At 65.6% G+C, this 15,570-nt stretch carries 19 protein-coding genes; 18 read left to right on the top strand and 1 reads right to left on the bottom strand.

Annotated features, from left to right (window positions below):
- Positions 1 to 3 precede the first annotated feature (3 nt).
- From pstC to ACWHYQ_RS11015, 8 genes are all read left to right on the top strand, one after another.
- Positions 4 to 924: a phosphate ABC transporter permease subunit PstC gene (pstC, locus tag ACWHYQ_RS11050; protein ID WP_447972183.1), complete on the top strand. Its 921-nt coding sequence runs from the start codon at positions 4 to 6 to the stop codon at positions 922 to 924.
- The gene (gene pstA, locus ACWHYQ_RS11045; RefSeq protein WP_447972182.1) at positions 924 to 1,844 is read left to right on the top strand and encodes a phosphate ABC transporter permease PstA; all 921 of its coding nucleotides are present in this window, start codon (positions 924 to 926) and stop codon (positions 1,842 to 1,844) included. The genes pstC and pstA overlap by 1 nt, the downstream gene beginning before the upstream one ends.
- An 11-nt stretch (positions 1,845 to 1,855) precedes the next feature.
- Positions 1,856 to 2,647 carry a phosphate ABC transporter ATP-binding protein PstB gene (gene pstB / locus ACWHYQ_RS11040; protein WP_447972181.1) on the top strand — a complete coding sequence of 264 codons (792 nt, stop codon included), beginning with the start codon at positions 1,856 to 1,858 and terminating at the stop codon, positions 2,645 to 2,647.
- A gap of 68 nt (positions 2,648 to 2,715) precedes the next feature.
- A complete protein-coding gene (gene phoU / locus ACWHYQ_RS11035) occupies positions 2,716 to 3,369 on the top strand; it encodes a phosphate signaling complex protein PhoU (protein ID WP_447972180.1) in 654 nt (217 codons plus the stop codon).
- 105 nt (positions 3,370 to 3,474) lie between these two features.
- The gene (locus ACWHYQ_RS11030) at positions 3,475 to 3,954 is read left to right on the top strand and encodes a Ppx/GppA phosphatase family protein (RefSeq protein WP_447975555.1); all 480 of its coding nucleotides are present in this window, start codon (positions 3,475 to 3,477) and stop codon (positions 3,952 to 3,954) included.
- Between the two features lie 5 nt (positions 3,955 to 3,959).
- On the top strand, positions 3,960 to 5,027 hold the full coding sequence (locus tag ACWHYQ_RS11025) for a Ppx/GppA phosphatase family protein (protein WP_447975554.1): 1,068 nt from the start codon (positions 3,960 to 3,962) through the stop codon (positions 5,025 to 5,027).
- Positions 5,024 to 5,776 (top strand): dTMP kinase, encoded by a 753-nt coding sequence (gene tmk / locus ACWHYQ_RS11020; protein WP_447972179.1) that lies wholly within the window; start codon positions 5,024 to 5,026, stop codon positions 5,774 to 5,776. The genes ACWHYQ_RS11025 and tmk overlap by 4 nt, the downstream gene beginning before the upstream one ends.
- Positions 5,721 to 6,473: a dTMP kinase gene (locus tag ACWHYQ_RS11015; RefSeq protein WP_447972178.1), complete on the top strand. Its 753-nt coding sequence runs from the start codon at positions 5,721 to 5,723 to the stop codon at positions 6,471 to 6,473. The genes tmk and ACWHYQ_RS11015 overlap by 56 nt, the downstream gene beginning before the upstream one ends.
- On the opposite strand, the gene ACWHYQ_RS11010 is transcribed toward ACWHYQ_RS11015, so the two are convergent.
- A complete protein-coding gene (locus tag ACWHYQ_RS11010; RefSeq protein ID WP_447972177.1) occupies positions 6,470 to 6,973 on the bottom strand; it encodes a SixA phosphatase family protein in 504 nt (167 codons plus the stop codon). The genes ACWHYQ_RS11015 and ACWHYQ_RS11010 overlap by 4 nt on opposite strands.
- 71 nt (positions 6,974 to 7,044) lie before the next feature.
- On the opposite strand from ACWHYQ_RS11010, the gene ACWHYQ_RS11005 reads away from it, so the two are divergent.
- The 10 genes from ACWHYQ_RS11005 to ACWHYQ_RS10960 all read left to right on the top strand — a co-directional run bounded on the left by ACWHYQ_RS11005 (position 7,045) and on the right by ACWHYQ_RS10960 (position 15,563).
- Positions 7,045 to 7,875, top strand: a complete 831-nt coding sequence (locus ACWHYQ_RS11005) for a CHAD domain-containing protein (RefSeq protein ID WP_447972176.1) — start codon at positions 7,045 to 7,047, stop codon at positions 7,873 to 7,875.
- Between the two features lie 61 nt (positions 7,876 to 7,936).
- Positions 7,937 to 8,263 carry an ArsR/SmtB family transcription factor gene (locus ACWHYQ_RS11000; protein WP_447972175.1) on the top strand — a complete coding sequence of 109 codons (327 nt, stop codon included), beginning with the start codon at positions 7,937 to 7,939 and terminating at the stop codon, positions 8,261 to 8,263.
- Positions 8,264 to 8,313: 50 nt separating this feature from the next.
- Positions 8,314 to 9,156: an arsenite methyltransferase gene (locus ACWHYQ_RS10995; RefSeq protein WP_447972174.1), complete on the top strand. Its 843-nt coding sequence runs from the start codon at positions 8,314 to 8,316 to the stop codon at positions 9,154 to 9,156.
- A gap of 40 nt (positions 9,157 to 9,196) precedes the next feature.
- A complete protein-coding gene (arsB, locus tag ACWHYQ_RS10990; protein WP_447972173.1) occupies positions 9,197 to 10,267 on the top strand; it encodes an ACR3 family arsenite efflux transporter in 1,071 nt (356 codons plus the stop codon).
- A 72-nt stretch (positions 10,268 to 10,339) separates the two neighbouring features.
- Positions 10,340 to 10,756, top strand: coding sequence for an arsenate reductase ArsC (locus ACWHYQ_RS10985; RefSeq protein ID WP_447972172.1), 417 nt, complete (start codon positions 10,340 to 10,342; stop codon positions 10,754 to 10,756).
- A 264-nt stretch (positions 10,757 to 11,020) separates the two neighbouring features.
- On the top strand, positions 11,021 to 12,562 hold the full coding sequence (locus tag ACWHYQ_RS10980) for a hypothetical protein (RefSeq protein WP_447972171.1): 1,542 nt from the start codon (positions 11,021 to 11,023) through the stop codon (positions 12,560 to 12,562).
- A 96-nt stretch (positions 12,563 to 12,658) separates the two neighbouring features.
- On the top strand, positions 12,659 to 13,003 hold the full coding sequence (locus ACWHYQ_RS10975) for a hypothetical protein (protein ID WP_447972170.1): 345 nt from the start codon (positions 12,659 to 12,661) through the stop codon (positions 13,001 to 13,003).
- 9 nt (positions 13,004 to 13,012) lie between these two features.
- Entirely contained in the window at positions 13,013 to 13,930 is a 918-nt protein-coding gene (locus ACWHYQ_RS10970) for a hypothetical protein (protein ID WP_447972169.1), read from the top strand.
- Between the two features lie 107 nt (positions 13,931 to 14,037).
- Positions 14,038 to 14,916, top strand: coding sequence for a tetratricopeptide repeat protein (locus ACWHYQ_RS10965; RefSeq protein ID WP_447972168.1), 879 nt, complete (start codon positions 14,038 to 14,040; stop codon positions 14,914 to 14,916).
- Between the two features lie 98 nt (positions 14,917 to 15,014).
- Positions 15,015 to 15,563, top strand: coding sequence for a Slp family lipoprotein (locus ACWHYQ_RS10960; RefSeq protein WP_447972167.1), 549 nt, complete (start codon positions 15,015 to 15,017; stop codon positions 15,561 to 15,563).
- The last annotated feature ends 7 nt before the right edge of the window (positions 15,564 to 15,570 follow it).

Genomic DNA, 15,570 nt, shown 5'->3' with positions numbered 1-15,570 from the left:
GGGATGAAGGCGCTGCACACCGAGAGGCGGGCGCGCGCCCGCCCGCGCCCGCGATGGCTCCGCGAGCGATTGATCGAAGGGACGCTCTTCCTGACCGCGCTCGTCTCCGTCGTCACGACCGCGGCGATCGTCGTCATTCTGCTCTACGAGTCGGCCGGCTTTTTCCGGACGGTCCCGCTCGGAGCATTCCTGACCGACCGGTTGTGGACGCCGCTCTTCGCCGACCCCCATTACGGCATCCTGCCGTTGTTGGCGGGCACCCTGGTCACCAGCGGCGTGGGACTGCTGGTGGCGGTCCCCTTGGGGACGGTCGCAGCGATGTATCTCTCGGAATTCGCCCCGGCCCGTTTGCGGGAACTGGTGAAACCGCTCCTGGAGCTGCTGGGCGCCGTTCCGACCGTCGTGTATGGGTACTTCGCCCTGCTGGTCGTCACCCCCTCCTTGCAGGTCGTCTGGCCGGACCTGCCGGGGTTCAACATGCTCGGTCCCGGAATCGTCATCGGGATCATGATCCTGCCCTTCGTGATTTCCTTGAGCGAGGACGCGATGCGCGCGGTGCCCATGACCTTGCGGGAAAGCTCCTATGCCCTGGGGGCCAGTCGCCTCCAGACCGCCCTACAGGTCGTGGTGCCGGCCGCCATGTCCGGCGTGGTGGCAGCCTACGTCCTGGGCATCTCGCGCGCGGTCGGCGAGACGATGGTGGTGGCGATTGCGGCGGGACAGAACCCGAGCCTCACCTGGAACCCCCTGGAGCCGGCGGCGACGATCACGGCCTATATCGTCCAGGTCGCGCTCGGCGATTTGCCGCACGGCACCCTCGGCTACCAGAGTATTTTCGCGGCGGGGCTCGTCCTCACGCTCCTGACCCTGTTCTTCAATATCCTGGGCCATTTCCTGCGCAGGCGATTCCGCGAGGCCTACTGATGCCGGCTCCTCCACTGCGGCCGCGACCGCCCCTGCTCGGGCGCAAGATCGCCGAACGGCTTTTTGTGGCCCTGGGATTCGTGTCCCTGGCGGTGGGCCTCCTCACGCTCGTGCTCGTGATCGGCCGGCTCGTGGTGGAGGGGGCGCCCCGACTCGATTGGCACTTCCTCACCTCCTTCCCCTCCCGCCACGCCCAGCAGGCGGGTATTTTACCGGCCTGGGTGGGATCCAGCCTGGTCATGCTGCTCACGGCGCTCGTCGGGGTCCCGCTCGGCGTCGCGGCAGGGCTGTACCTGGAGGAATACGCCCGGAAGAACTGGCTGACGCACGTGATCGAGGTGACGGTGACGAACCTGGCGGGAGTGCCCTCCATCATATACGGGCTGCTAGCGCTCGGCCTCTTCGTGTACCGCCTCGGCCTGGGCGAGAGCGTGCTCGCCGCCGGCCTCACGCTCGCGTTGCTGATTCTGCCGATCGTCATTGTGGCGACGCGCGAAGCGATCCGCAGCATTCCCGTGGAGATTCGTGAGGCGGCCTATGCGTTGGGCGCGACCAAATGGCAGACCGTGTCGCACCATATCCTTCCCTATGCCACCGCCGGCATCCTGACCGGCGTAATTCTCGCCTTGAGCCGCGCGATCGGCGAGACCGCCCCGGTCGTGACGATCGGGGCCCTGACCTTCATCGCCTTCCTGCCGCCGGCTCCGTTCACCGCGGCCCCGCCGTTTGTTTCCTTCGACTGGCTCTTCTCGCCATTTACCGTGATGCCGATTCAGATGTTCACCTGGGTGTCGCGGCCCGGCGAAGCCTTTCTGGCCAACGCGGCGGCGGCTGGGGTTGTCCTGCTCGTCATGACCCTGACCATGAACGGGCTGGCGATCCTGTTACGTTCCCGCATGCGCAAGCGGACGAGGTGGTAAGGAGACCGATCATGCACAGGGACCTGCCTGACGACCAGCCCAAGAGGCTCAAGGCAGAGACCCGGACGCTGAGCTTCGCCTACGATGGCCGGCCGGCACTCAAGGCCATCACGATGCCGGTGGCCGAGTCCCAGATTACGGCGCTGATTGGCCCCTCCGGCTGCGGCAAGTCCACCTTCCTGCGCTGCTTTAACCGCATGCACGACCTCTACGCCGGAAACGGCTACGGGGGAGCAATCATCCTCTATCCCGACCAATGCAATATCCTGTCGCACGAGGTGGATCCGATCGAGGTCCGCATGCGGATCGCGATGGTGTTTCAGAAACCGAACCCGTTTCCCAAGACGATCTACGAGAACGTCGCCTACGGCCTGCGGGTGCGGGGCCTGCGCGCGCGAAGCCGGCTGGACGACAAGATCGAGGCGGCGCTGCGGAGCGCGGCGCTGTGGGACGAAGTCAAGGACCGGCTGCAGGCGCCCGCCTTGTCCCTCTCCGGCGGTCAGCAGCAACGGCTGTGCATCGCGCGGGCGTTGGCAACGGACCCGGAACTGCTCCTCTTGGACGAGCCCACCTCCGCGCTCGACCCGATCGCGACGGCCAGCATCGAAGAGCTGCTGCTGACGCTGAAGCAGACCGTGACGATCCTGCTCGTCACCCACAACATGCAGCAGGCGGCACGGGTCTCCGATTGGACGGCCTTTCTGTATCTCGGCGAGCTGGTGGAGTTCGGGCCGACCCGGCGCCTCTTCACGAATCCGGCGAAACAGCAGACCGAGGACTACATCACCGGCAGATTCGGTTGACTACGGTGATGAGTGTGGGGCACGAGTGATCCGCGTCACTCATCACCGATCACCCAGACGAGGCATCTATGCAACGCCATTTCGACGACGACCTAGCCCAGCTCAAGGACCAGCTCCTCCGGATGGGCGGGCTCGTGGAGCGGCAGATCCACGAGGCGGTCCGCTCGCTGATCGAACGCGATTCGGACGCCGCGCGGCGCATCATCGAGAAGGACCGGGTAGTGAACCGAATGGACGTCGACATTGACGAGACCTGCGTCCGCCTGCTCGCGCTCCAGCAGCCGGCCGCGCGGGACCTGCGCTTCGTCACGACCGCGATGAAGATTTCCACGGAGCTGGAGCGGATGAGCGATCTGGCCGAGAACATCGCCGAGCGCACGATCGAGCTCAACGAGGAGCCGCAGCTCAAACCTTACATTGACATCCCGCGCATGGCCGAGTGGACGATGCGGATGGTGAAGGACTGTCTGGATGCCTTCGTCAACCGCGACGCCGGGCTCGCCCGCAAGGTCTGCGCGGACGACGATGTCGTGGATCGCCTGACGGAACAGTTGTTCCGCGAGCTGCTCTCGTTTATGATCGAGAACCCGCAGACGATCTCGCGGGCCATCCGCCTCACGTTCATCGGGAAGTACATCGAGCGGATCGCGGATCACGCCACCAACATCGCCGAGCTGGTGGTCTACATGGTCGAGGGGAAGATCATCCGCCACACGGCTTGAGAGGACAGCCACTGGCGAGCAGCGCATAGCGAACTGCTCAGACTCTTTGGGAGTTTCGGGCTTCCGGCTACCCGCTGTTTGCTGTTCGCTGTTTGCTGCTCTTCTATGACCAAGCTCGCCGTCCTCGACATCGGCACCAACTCGATCCACCTCGTCCTGGCCGAGGTCGCGCCAGATTTCTCCTACAAGATCCTCGACCGCTTCAAAGACATGACCCGGCTGGGCGACGGCGCCTTCCGCGCGCACCGTCTCTCGGAGGCCGCGATGGCCCGCGCGATCGAGGTCATCCGCACGCTCGCGCGGCTAGCCCACAACAAAGGCTACGAGCGGATCGAGGCCGTCGCCACCAGCGCAGTCCGCGAGGCGGAGAACGGTGGAGAGTTCATCGAGGCGGTCACACACCAGACCGGGCTGGCCGTCCGCGTCGTGACCGGCGAGGAGGAAGCGCGCCTGATCTACCTGGGCGTCCGCCGCAGCATGGACCTGACCCGACGGCCCACGCTGGTCGTGGATGTGGGCGGGGGCTCCGTGGAGTTGATCCTGGGGAACCGGAATGCCATGATACGGGGCAGAGCCTCAAGCTAGGAGCCATCCGGCTGAAGGACATCTACCTCGTCAAGGACCCGCCGACCAAGGCCATGTACCGGGCGATGCAGGGGGCGATTGACGCCCAGCTCGATGCGGCCTTCCGGCGGATCCGGACGAGAACCTTCGACCGGCTGGTCGGGACGTCCGGCCTGATCGGCAACCTGACCGAGATCATCGCCCTGCGACGCACGGGCCGGCCCTTGCCCCAGCTCAACCTGGCTACGGTGTCGCTCAGGGAGGTCCAGACCGTGGAGCGCCTGCTCAGAGAGGCCCCGCTCAAGGCCCGGTTGGCTATTCCGGGGCTGGACCCCAAGCGGGCGGACACGCTGCTCCCGGCGACTGCCGTCGTGCGGACGCTCATGGAGCGGACGGGGCAGGAGCGGATGACGATCAGCGACAAGGCCATCCGCGAGGGCCTGCTCTACGACTTCATCGAACGGAACCGCGAGGGGATCACGGCGGAGCAGGAGATCCTCAACGTCCGCCGCCGCGCTGTGCTCCGCCTCGCGGAGGCCTGCCGGTACCCCAAAACCCACTCCCACCACGTCGCCCGGCTGGCCCTCCAGTTGTTCGATCAGACGCGACCTGTGCACGGGCAGGGCGAGTGCGAGCGCGAGTGGCTGGAGTACGCGGCTCTCCTGCACGACGTGGGCTACCTGATCAATGCCCGGCAGCACCACAAGCATGCCTACTACCTGATCAAGCACAGCGATCTGGACGGGCTGGCCGCGGAAGAGATCGAGATGATCGCCAGCATCGCCCGCTACCACCGGCGGGCGCTGCCCCGGGACGCGCACGAGCAGACGCAACGCCTCTCGCCCCGCCGGCGGAGAGTCTTGGAGGTGTTGAGCGCCCTGCTCCGGATCGCGGACGGGCTGGACCGCAGCCACTTCTCCGTCATCCAGGGGCTCCGGGTGAGCCTGGGGAATCCGGTCACGATCGTCTTGCAGACGGCCGGCGACCCGGAGCTGGAGATCTGGGCTGCCCGGATCCGGGCCGACCTCTTCGAGCAGGTCTTCAAGCGGCCGATCCAGTTTGCCGCCCGTCGCACGTACGGAGAGCCCGCATGACCCCCGCCCGGCTGACCTTCGAGCAGCCCCATCCCTACCCTGGCAAGCTCATCATCGTCGAGGGGATAGACGGATCCGGCAAGAGTACGCAGTTGCTACTGCTCCAGAAGTGGCTCACCGCCAAGGGCTTGAGCATCTTCTTCACCGAATGGAACTCCTCGGAGCTCGTCCGCGAGACAACCCGGCGGGGCAAGAAGAGCAAGGCCCTGACCCCGACCACGTTCAGCCTCCTGCACGCGACCGACTTCGCCAGCCGGCTCTACCACGATATCCTGCCGCCGCTCAAGGCGGGCATGCTGGTCCTGGCGGATCGCTACGTCTACACCGCGTTTGCCCGCGACGCGGTCCGGGGCGTCTCCCGGGACTGGGTGCGCAAGCTGTACAACTTTGCGGTGCGGCCAGACCTGGCCTTCTACTTCCGGGTCCCGATCGAGGTAGCCATCGAGCGGCTGCTGGGGGGCACCCGCGCGCGGCTGAAGTACTACGAGGCCGGGATGGACCTGGGGATCAGCCAGGACGTGACGGAGAGCTTCCGGATCTTCCAAGGCCGCATCCTGGCTGAGTACGACAAGATGGTGGACGAGTACGGGCTCATCCCGATGGACGCGACCCGGACGATCGAGGAGCAGCAGGAGCAGATGCGCCAGATCGTGGCTCAGGCGCTCGAACACTACCGGCCCAAACGGGGGGTCCATGGAAAGCGCGCGGCGGTATTTTGGCGACGGTTTGCCGTACCTAAACCTGAGTGACCTCAAGGGCAGGCTGATCGCGATCGAGGGCACGGACGGGGTCGGCCGCTCGACCCACATCGAGCTGCTCCAGGAATGGCTGGAGGTGCAGGGCTACGGCGTGGTGACGACCGGCTGGACGCGCTCGAACCTCATGTCGAAGACGATCGAGATGGCCAAGCAAGGGAACATCCTCGACCGCTGGTCCTTCAGCCTGCTCTACGCGACCGATTTCGCCGACCGGCTCGAGCACCAGATCATCCCCGCCCTGCGCTCGGGCTTCATCGTGTTGGCCGACCGGTACATCTACACCGCCTTCGCGCGGGACACGGTCCGGAGCGGAGACCGCCAGTGGATCCGGGACGTGTTCGGCTTCGCGGTCGTCCCCGACCTCGTCTGCTACCTGCGGATTGACGTGGACACGCTGGTCCTGCGGGTGATCGAGAGCAAGGGGATGAACTTCTGGGAGTCGGGCATGGACATGCGGCTCGGCTCGGACCTCTACGACAGCTTCAAGAAATACCAGAGCCTGCTGATCGAGGAATTCGACAAGATGGCCGAGGAGTTCGGCTTCGAGGTCGTGGATGCGCGCAAGCCGCCGGAGGAGATTCAGGGCGCGCTGCGCGCGAAGATCGCGCCGTTGCTGGCGAACGACAAGCCAGCCGAGCGGCTCGCGCCGGAGTCGGCGGAGGGAGATCGCGCGGAGGCTCCAGGCTAGTGGCGACCGAGCTTGCGGAGCGGCCCCGGCCCCATCCACCAGGCCAGCGTCCCCTTGCCGGCCTTGGGACTCCCCTCGAACCGGATACAGCAGGCGCCGGCCTTCTTCAAGGACAGCGCGGGGGCCGCCTGGCTGAACAGCATGAAGCCGGCCACCTCGCCGAGATGCGGCTCGTGCCCGACGCAGAGGACGCAGGCCGTCTCCGGGAACGAGGCGAGCAAACCCAGCAGCTTGTCCGGCGGCGCTTCGGGGCGGAGCTCGTCGCAGACCTTGACCTCCGGCTTCAGCCGCAGCACCTCGCGGATGAGCCTGGCCGTCTCAACGGCACGGATCAGGGGGCTGACCAGCAGCACAGAGGGGACGGCGTCCAGCGCCCTGAGGCCGGCGGCCGCCTCGCGTACCTTCCCCACACCCTTCGATGTGAGGGGACGCGTGGCGTCCTCGCCGTCCCATTCGTCCCGCTCGACCGCGATGCCGTGCCGGAATAAGAGGCAATCCACAACCCCTCCAGCGGCCCCGATCCTAACATGGCCGGGGGATGCATCGGAAGATGACGCCGGAGTTTCATCAGATGAGGGCGTCTCGCGCAGCGGGGCATGACCGGGCAGCCGCGTACCGGACGGTGGCCTTGCAGGCCCTGGCCCAGCTCGCCGGCGGAGACCGGCGCGCCAAGACCCTGCATCGGCTCCGCGTCCACCTGCGGCGGCTCCAGGCCTACCTCGAGCTGGTCGGCGAGGAGGCCAATGCCCGGACGCTCGCCCGCTGTGTCTCCCGGCTGAGCCGCCTGCGGACGCTCCAGGTGTTTCAGGCCTACCTCAAGCAGAGCAAGGCGCCGAAAGCCGACCGCGACGCGATCAGGGCGAAGACGAAGGCCCTTTGGAAAAAGCTGGACCGACAGAGGGTCTGGAAGAAGCTCACCCGGTGCGTCGAGCGCCGCGCGCTGCCGCCGATGCCTGGCGCCCCAGACTGGATGGCCGCGCGCTTGCCCGCCCTCCGGCAGGCGCAGGCGGAGGCGCTCCGGGAGCTGATTGAAGCGGCCCGGGCTGACCCGCGGCGCAAGACGTTCCACGCCATCCGGCTCAAGGTCAAGACCGTCCGGTACCAGGAGGAATGGGCCGCAACTCAGTCCGTCGGTCGGACGGACCTTATCCCCCACCTCAAGCGGATCCAAACGGTGTTGGGCGAGTACGAGGAGCGGGTCCAGTTCCGAAAGCTGGCCCGCCGGCTGGGCCTTCGATCACGGAAGCGGCTTGAGAAGGAGTGGCGCCGTGCGCACCGGCGAGCCCGCGCCGTCCCGGCGCGCCTCGACGCCATCCTCGCCTCGCTGGCCCAGGACACCATCCTCCCTTTCCCCGCTGGAACCCGGCGACGGGACAAGCGGACCGCCACGGTCGCGGGCTAGCACCTCTGTGCTCGTCGCAGGCCAGTTGACATATCAACATTACTTGATATAGATTGCTTTCATGACGACTGCCAAGCTCAAGGACCTGAGCCGCGCAGCGCGTCTGTTCCACGCGCTGTCCGACGAGACCCGCCTGCGCATTCTCCTGGAACTGGGCGAAGGGGAGCAGTGCGTCTGCGACCTGATGGACCGGCTTCGCCTTGGGCAATCCCGCCTCTCCTTCCATTTGAAGACCCTCAAGGAGGCAGGCTTGGTGCGGGACCGGCCGGAAGGCCGCTGGGTCTATTACGCCCTTGACGACTCGGCCTTCGCCGACTTGGACGAGCTCGTGCGCACACTGAAGGAGCGCGAGTGGCCCCGCAGCCGTTCGGCCAAGTGTTGCGAGTGAGTTTTTTTGCCCATATTCATCAACAAACATTGATCAATTGAGGGGAGGCCATGAGCCCTCGCGATTTGAAGCAGCTCATCCGGCAGGAGTACCGGCAGGCCGCGCTCCAGGCCAAGCGGGGCGGCAGCACCTGCTGCGGCCCCCAGCCCGCAGAGGCCAGCGGGATCGGAGAGAGCAATGTCAGCCCCATCACCGGGGACCTCTATGCAGCCCACGAGGTGAGCGGGCTTCCGGCCGAGGCGCTGGCCGCCTTGCTCGGCTGCGGCAATCCCACGGCGCTGGCCCGGCTGAATCCTGGCGAGGTCGTGCTGGACCTGGGTTCCGGCGGCGGGATTGACGTGCTGCTCTCGGCGCAACGCGTCGGGCCTTCCGGCAAGGCCTACGGGCTCGACATGACCGATGAGATGCTCGCGCTCGCCCGGAAGAACCAGGAGAAGGCGGGGATCACGAATGCGGCGTTTCTCAAGGGCGACATCGAGGCCATCCCCCTGTCCGACTCCTCGGTGGATGTCGTCATCTCGAACTGCGTGATCAACCTGGCGGCAGACAAGGACCGGGTGTTCGCCGAAATCTTCCGCGTCCTCCGGCCAGGCGGCCGGTTGGCCCTGTCGGACGTGGTGGTGCGCGAGGAGGTCCCCCGGGAGCTCCGGCTGAGCGTGGAGCTCTGGATCGGCTGCGTGGCCGGCGCGCTCCTTGAGCGGGAGTACCGGGACAAGCTGGCCGCCGCCGGGCTCACCGACATCGCGCTGGAGCCGACCCGGATCTACACGGCCCAAGACGCCAGGGAGTTTCTGGCTGGCGCCGGCTTGGATCTGGAGACCGTGACTCCCCTCGTGGACGGCAAGTTTATGAGCGCCTTCATCGGCGCCAGAAAGCCGTTGGACAGGATGTGAGGGGAGGACCCGGGGCCGTAAGAGTCGTCGGGAGGAAGAAATGGCGGTTGCGGGCGCTTTGGCGAAACGGTTGAACCTCTTCGAGCGCTACCTGACCCTGTGGGTTGGCCTGTGCATGCTGGCCGGGGTCCTCTGGGGCACGTGGATGCCCGACACGGTCCGGACGCTTCGCAGCCTGGAGCTGGGCTCGGGCAGCCAGATCAACCTGCTGATCGCCATCCTCATCTGGCTGATGATCATCCCGATGATGATGAAGGTGGACTTTGCGTCCCTCAGGCAGGTGGGCGCCCGGCCCCGCGGGCTCCTGATCACGCTCCTGGTCAACTGGCTGGTCAAGCCTTTTACGATGGCGCTGCTCGCCTGGCTATTCTTCCGCCATCTCTTCGCCCCCTGGCTCAGCCCAGCCGACGCCGACCAATACGTTGCCGGGGCTATTATCCTTGCGGCCGCCCCCTGCACGGCGATGGTGTTCGTCTGGAGCTACCTCACGGACGGCGACGCGGCCTACACCCTGGTCCAGGTCTCCGTGAACGATCTCATCATGCTGGTCCTCTTCGCCCCGATCGTCGGATTCCTGGTCAGTGGGACCTCCGCGCTGGCCGTCCCGTTCCAGGTCCTGTTGGATTCAGTCGTAGCCTTCATCGCAATCCCGCTAGCGGCCGGAGCTGGCCTCAGGGCCTGGCTCATCCGGCGGCACGGCCCCGCCTGGTTTGAGCAGAAGCTGCTCCCGCGGTTCGCTCCGGTCACCGTCATCGCGCTCCTCGCGACGCTGGTCTTGATCTTCGCCTTCCAGGCTAACAACATCACGGGGAAGTTCACACACGTGCTGCTGATCGCCGTGCCGATTCTCGTCCAGGTCTATTTCACGTCGTCGCTGGCCTACGGGCTCATGAAAGCCTTCAGCGTCCCCTATGCCGTCGCGGCGCCTGGAGCCCTGATCGGCGCGAGCAATTTTTTCGAGCTGGCGGTCGCCACGGCGATCACGCTCTTCGGCCCGGAGTCCGGCGCGGCGCTGGCCACGGTCGTGGGCGTGCTGGTCGAGGTCCCGGTGATGCTCTCGGTCTGCGCGCTGTGTACCCGAACCCGGCACTGGTTCCCTCGGGGATCGTGACGGGCGCGCGCGAGAGGTAAAGCGAAAGATGCAAGAAGGGAGCGGGCTGATCGCTGAGGGCTCGGAACCGCCATGAAAAAACGGGTCCTGTTTCTGTGCACAGGGAATTCCTGCCGCAGCCAGATGGCGGAGGGCTGGTTGCGTCACTTGGCGGGCGACCGGTTCGACGCGGCGAGCGCGGGCACGCACCCGGTCGGGCTCAATCTCGAGGCGGTCGCTGTCATGCAGGAGCGCGGGGTGGACATCTCCCGGCACCGGTCCAAGTCCGTCGAGGAGTTCACAGGACAGCGCTTCGACTACGTGATCACAGTCTGCGACCGGGCCAGGGAGTCCTGCCCGCTCTTCCCCGGCGCCGCCCGCTCGTTGCACTGGAGCTTCGACGACCCTGCTGCCACTCAGGGCCCGCTCGAGGAGCGGCTGGCGGTGTTCCGGCGGGTGCGGGACGAAATCGCCGCCCGCATCGGTGAGTTCATCCGGGAGTCGAGCTGAGTCACCAGCTCCGGCCCGGCACGAGTCTCGAGCCCGCGCGTCGTCCGTCGTCGCTCGGCTCCGCCCGCTCCAGTCATCCCGTTACCAGGATTCCACCGAACCCAATCTTTTACGTCTGCGTAACCGGCCAGTCATTCCACGGTTACAGTCATCCCCTCATAGTGTCGCCGCGACTGCCCGACGGCCGTGCCCGTCAAAGCCAGGGCGGACAGGACGAAGGAGGCATCCAAGATGGAAGGCTCGTGGAAAAGGGGAGGCGTTTTCTTGGCGGTTCTGCTCCTGGCAGGCGGCCCAACGGCGACCATGGCTGACGCCGCCGGGCCGACCCAGGGTGAACAGCCTGACACCCGCGGCGGTCGCGCCGCCCAGACCGAGGAGGCTCCCGCCGCCCCTCCGAGTTCAGGGACCCAAGCCCCGCCCGACGTCGGCAAGCGGCTGGATGCGCTCGAAGAGCAGATCCGACAACTCAAGGCAGCCACGCCACCTGCCCCCCCGCCTCCCCCGATTACCCAGGTCCCGCCTGAAGTTGACAAGCGATTGGACCTGCTTGAGGAATGGAAGGCGAAGGTGGAGCGGCTACCGAGCCTCTCCAACAAGGTGAACTTCGGCCTCAACGCGCTCCAATGGCAGTACGAGCACCTCAACGCCCACGTCCCAGAGGGAAAGAGCCAGGACAATTTCTTCATCCGACGCTCCGAGGTCCTGGCCTACGGCACGATCAACGAGTACGTTCCGAAGTGGCACATTCTCGTCGAGTTCCAGAGCACCGGGCTCAGCAACACGACACCCAACGTTCCAGGCCAGACCGGAACCCCCACGTCGGATACGTTCTTCCGCGAATCCTATATTGACGTCCGACCTTCGGTGAACTTGGCGCCGTCACTCAATTTTGTCCGAGTCGGCATCTTCCGGATGCCATTCGGCATCTTTACGGAAACGTCGGGCGGGCTCCGGGACATTGTGAGCTCACCCTACCTGACCTCGGTCGGAACCGGCAACGGGAACGCGACCGGGGCCGCCGGCAAGATCGACTTCCTCCAGGAGCGCGATTACTTCGTCGATGTGCGAGGGACGCTGGCCAACCGGCTGGAATACGTCGCAGGCCTGATGAACAACAACAACTTCACCGGCTCGCTGCAGGCCGGCGGCATCGGCGCCAACCAGTCCAAGGCCTTCTACTCCCGGATCAGGCTGCTCGCGACCGACGTGTCTTTCCTGAGCTTCACCACGATCCAGGGGGCGAGCAACAACGCCGGCACCCAGATCAACGGGCGGGGCAAAGGGTACATGTCCCGATACGGGGTGGATTTCCGCTACGTCTCCAAGGCGATCCCGGGCCTCTACATCCAAGGTGAATGGTGGACCGGCCAGGACGCGCCGAACGCGACGACTGTCGGGGTGGGCGCGAATGGCGCGTGCCAGAACACCACGGTGTGCGGCGGATCGGGGGCACCGGGCGTCGAGCGCCGAACCTGGTATGTCTACGCCAAGTACTATATCGCCGACGGCCTCTTTAAGAACTTCGAGCCGATCGTCTGGTACGAGCAGTTCGATCCCAATACCAACGTGAGCGGCGACCTGTACACCCGGACCATCGTCGGCTTCAACTATTACATTCAGAACCTGCCCCCAAAGATCCAGACCAAGCTCCAGGTGAACTACGAATTCCGGCATCACAGTTTGAGCGGATGCACGACCTCGGGCAGTACGTGTGGGCTATCAACCTTCGGCGGACAAGGCGGCTCCATCAACGACCCCTTCGCGCAGAACGCCTTCTACGTGCAGTTGCAGGTCCGGTATCAGTAGCGGGGCCGGAAGCCTTCACCGAGGCTGGCAATGTGCCGGCCGATCCCTGTATGCTGGTCTGTGCTCCTTGGCAGAAGCCAGCCACCAGTCGAGCCGATGGGTCGCGTCACTGGCCGTAGCCTTGCTGCCTCCCTCGTCGCCTCGCTCGCGATCGCCGGCTGCGCGAGCGAGGCGACCTGGGTTCAGGAGATGCCCAAGGGTGGGACCATCGCCTACGTGATTCGGGATGAGGGGGATATCCTGGTCTCCCCTGGCCGCGCGAGCGCGATCAAGTTGATGGAAGGGAAATGCCCCCAGGGCTTTCGGATCGTCCATGAGGGGCGGGTTCCCAGAGTCTCACTGGCGGTTGATCTCGCCTGGAAGGGTCAGCTCAAAGCCGGTCGCACCGACAGTGACCGGGTCGAGGAGACCCTCTGGGCCGTCCAGTTTGCCTGCAACTGAGCGCCAATCATGTCCGCATCGAACGTCACGGGAGGTCCCCAACGGATCACCACTCCAGTAGGAGGGGCGGCGTTCGCCCGCGCCGGCTCGATGCTCGTCCTCAGGCTGGCGGCAGGCATGTTGCTCGCTGCCTGTGCGGCCCTGTTCCACCACGAGCAGGTGACCTACGAGCAAGGAGGCATCCGCATCGGAATCGAGAGCGATCTGTCCACGCGACGTGCGACGCCCCATGCCCCGAACGCGCACCCCGCTCGCTTGACCGCCGTCCAGGTGCGTCACCTGCTCGGTCTGCTCGAGGTATCCGGTTATAGCGGGACCCTCATGGGCCTCTTCGTCGCTCCTCCGAAGCGGCCGGTGTTCACCGAGGAGGAGTTAGGCGCGATGGCGGAGCCGATTGCGGCCGCGCTCCGCACTGCGGGGCCCGAGGAACGCGTCTTCTTCTCCGTCGCCAATCCCACCGCACGGTATGAACGTGACCGCATCCAAGGCGCCCTGTTCCTGCGAGGCCCCTACCTCCACTTCATCCTGACCGACCACTACGCCTTTCTCCGTGCGGATACGGCGGGCGGGGACGATTACAAAGACCCCATGGACATGAAGGGTATGAAACTCTGGATTATGCCCCCGGGGCAGGCTGCAACCGTCCCGCCCGACCAAACACCGGTCTGGAACCCTTTCGAGACGGTCCACGTCTCGGTCAACGTGTCCGAGGCCCTTGCAGCCCGGCCCAGCCCTCCAACCGCCCCGGCGGACCAACCCGCTCCCCCCACAGTCAAGTCAGCTCAGGAGCAGGATCTTCGCCAGCAGCTCCGCGAACTGACAAATTTGAATCGTGAGCTGCAGGAGCGCCTCAAGGAGCAGGGCCGGGCGGTGGAGGCTCTGCAACAGGAAATCAACCGGCTGCGCAAAGAGCTTGCCGACCGCTAATTTTACCTGCCCGTAACATTTCGGTCCCCACCAGGTAACAATCCGGCGCTATCTTTTTTCGCAGCACAACTGGAACCGTCTTGATCTCACCGGAGGGGGAGAGATTGATGGCCTGGATCGAGGCTCGCTTCCGGCAATTCCTGCTTCTGGCAACTTCGGTCCTGCTGCCGATCGGTTGCGCCGCGCTGCCCGCGGCACAACCTGATCAAGACCCTCCGGCGTTGTGGCTCGCCCAGGCACAGAAGGAGTTCAGCGGTGGCGCCGTGCACCAATCGCTTGCAACCCTCTCGCGGGCGATTCAGATGGCGCCGGACCGCGCCGAGCTGTGGAACGCCCGCGGGTTTGTCAAGGCACGGCTGGGCCAATCCGCCGAGGCCATCCAAGACTTCGCCGAAGCCGTCCGCCTGGCCCCGTCTAACGCCACCTATCACGGCAACCTGGGGGTGGCCTATCTCAACGCCGGCCGCCATACTGATGCCCTGAGCACCCTGACCGAAGCCGTGCACCTCGATCCCCGGTCTGCGCTCGCGCTCACTCACCGCGGTCTCGCCTACCGGCGCATGGGAGACCATAACCGCGCGCTCGCGGACTACACCGCAGCCCTTGCCTTGGACAGCGAGAACGCCATACTCTATGCCAACCGGGCCGTCGTCTTCGCCAGCACCGGCCACTTGTCCGCCGCGCTGCAGGACCTGGACCGAGCCCTCATACTGGATCGGTCCCTTCGCCAGGCCTACGCGAGCCGTGGCCTGGTGCGTCTGCAGATGTTGCGGTTCGAGGAGGCGGTCGAGGACTTTTCTAGGGCCATCCAGCTTGGCAGTGTGGACCTTGAACTCTACTACAACCGGGCCGTGGCCTCCTCCATGATCGGGGAGCACGCCACGGCTCGAGGAGACTTTGCGACCGCCTGCCGCGGCGGCTATGCCCCCGCCTGCAGCAAGAACCGCGCGGCCCAAGCGATCGCGCAAACCACGCTTGCCCGGTAACCAGACTTCCCCCTCACGAAACAGCGCTTGTCTCTTCGTTAACTCTATGTTACAAGTGTGCATAGTCATCGGCCGTTCCATCACATGGGAGGTGTCCTATGAACAGGATGCTGACCCTGCTGGCTGTGCTCCTGGCTGTCCCCCCCGCCGCCTCCGCCACGCCCACACTCTTTCCTCCAAGCGTGACCGGCGACACCCTCCGTGACATGCCGTTCGGCGTTCTCCAGGCGGACGCCGATACGTACATGGGGCGGGCCCTCATGCTGGGCGGGAAAATCGTAGGCACAGAGCTAACCGACGAGGGAATCCTGATTCTCGTCAAGAATCTTCCGGTCGCCGAGCACCCGGTCTACGGCCCGGTCGAGACGGCTGAAGTCACCGGGGAGCGGTTCGCCATTCTCTATCCTGGGAGGATAGACGAGGAGGGGCTCTGGTTCGGGAATAAGGTCTTAGTGGTGGCCGTGGTGCAGGGTAGCAAGGCGATGACGATCCCGGACGGGATCTCCCGGACACAGCCCTACCTGGTGGCCCGCTGCCTGCACATCTGGAAGACCGGCGAGTACGGCTCCTACCAGATCTCCGACTTTCCCCATACCACCGACGGCTACTACGCTCTTCCCCAAGAAACCTATTGTGCCAAGCGATAGGGCGCTT

This window comes from Nitrospira sp. Kam-Ns4a (assembly GCF_965152595.1).
This window is presented reverse-complemented; position numbering and strand designations above follow the sequence as displayed.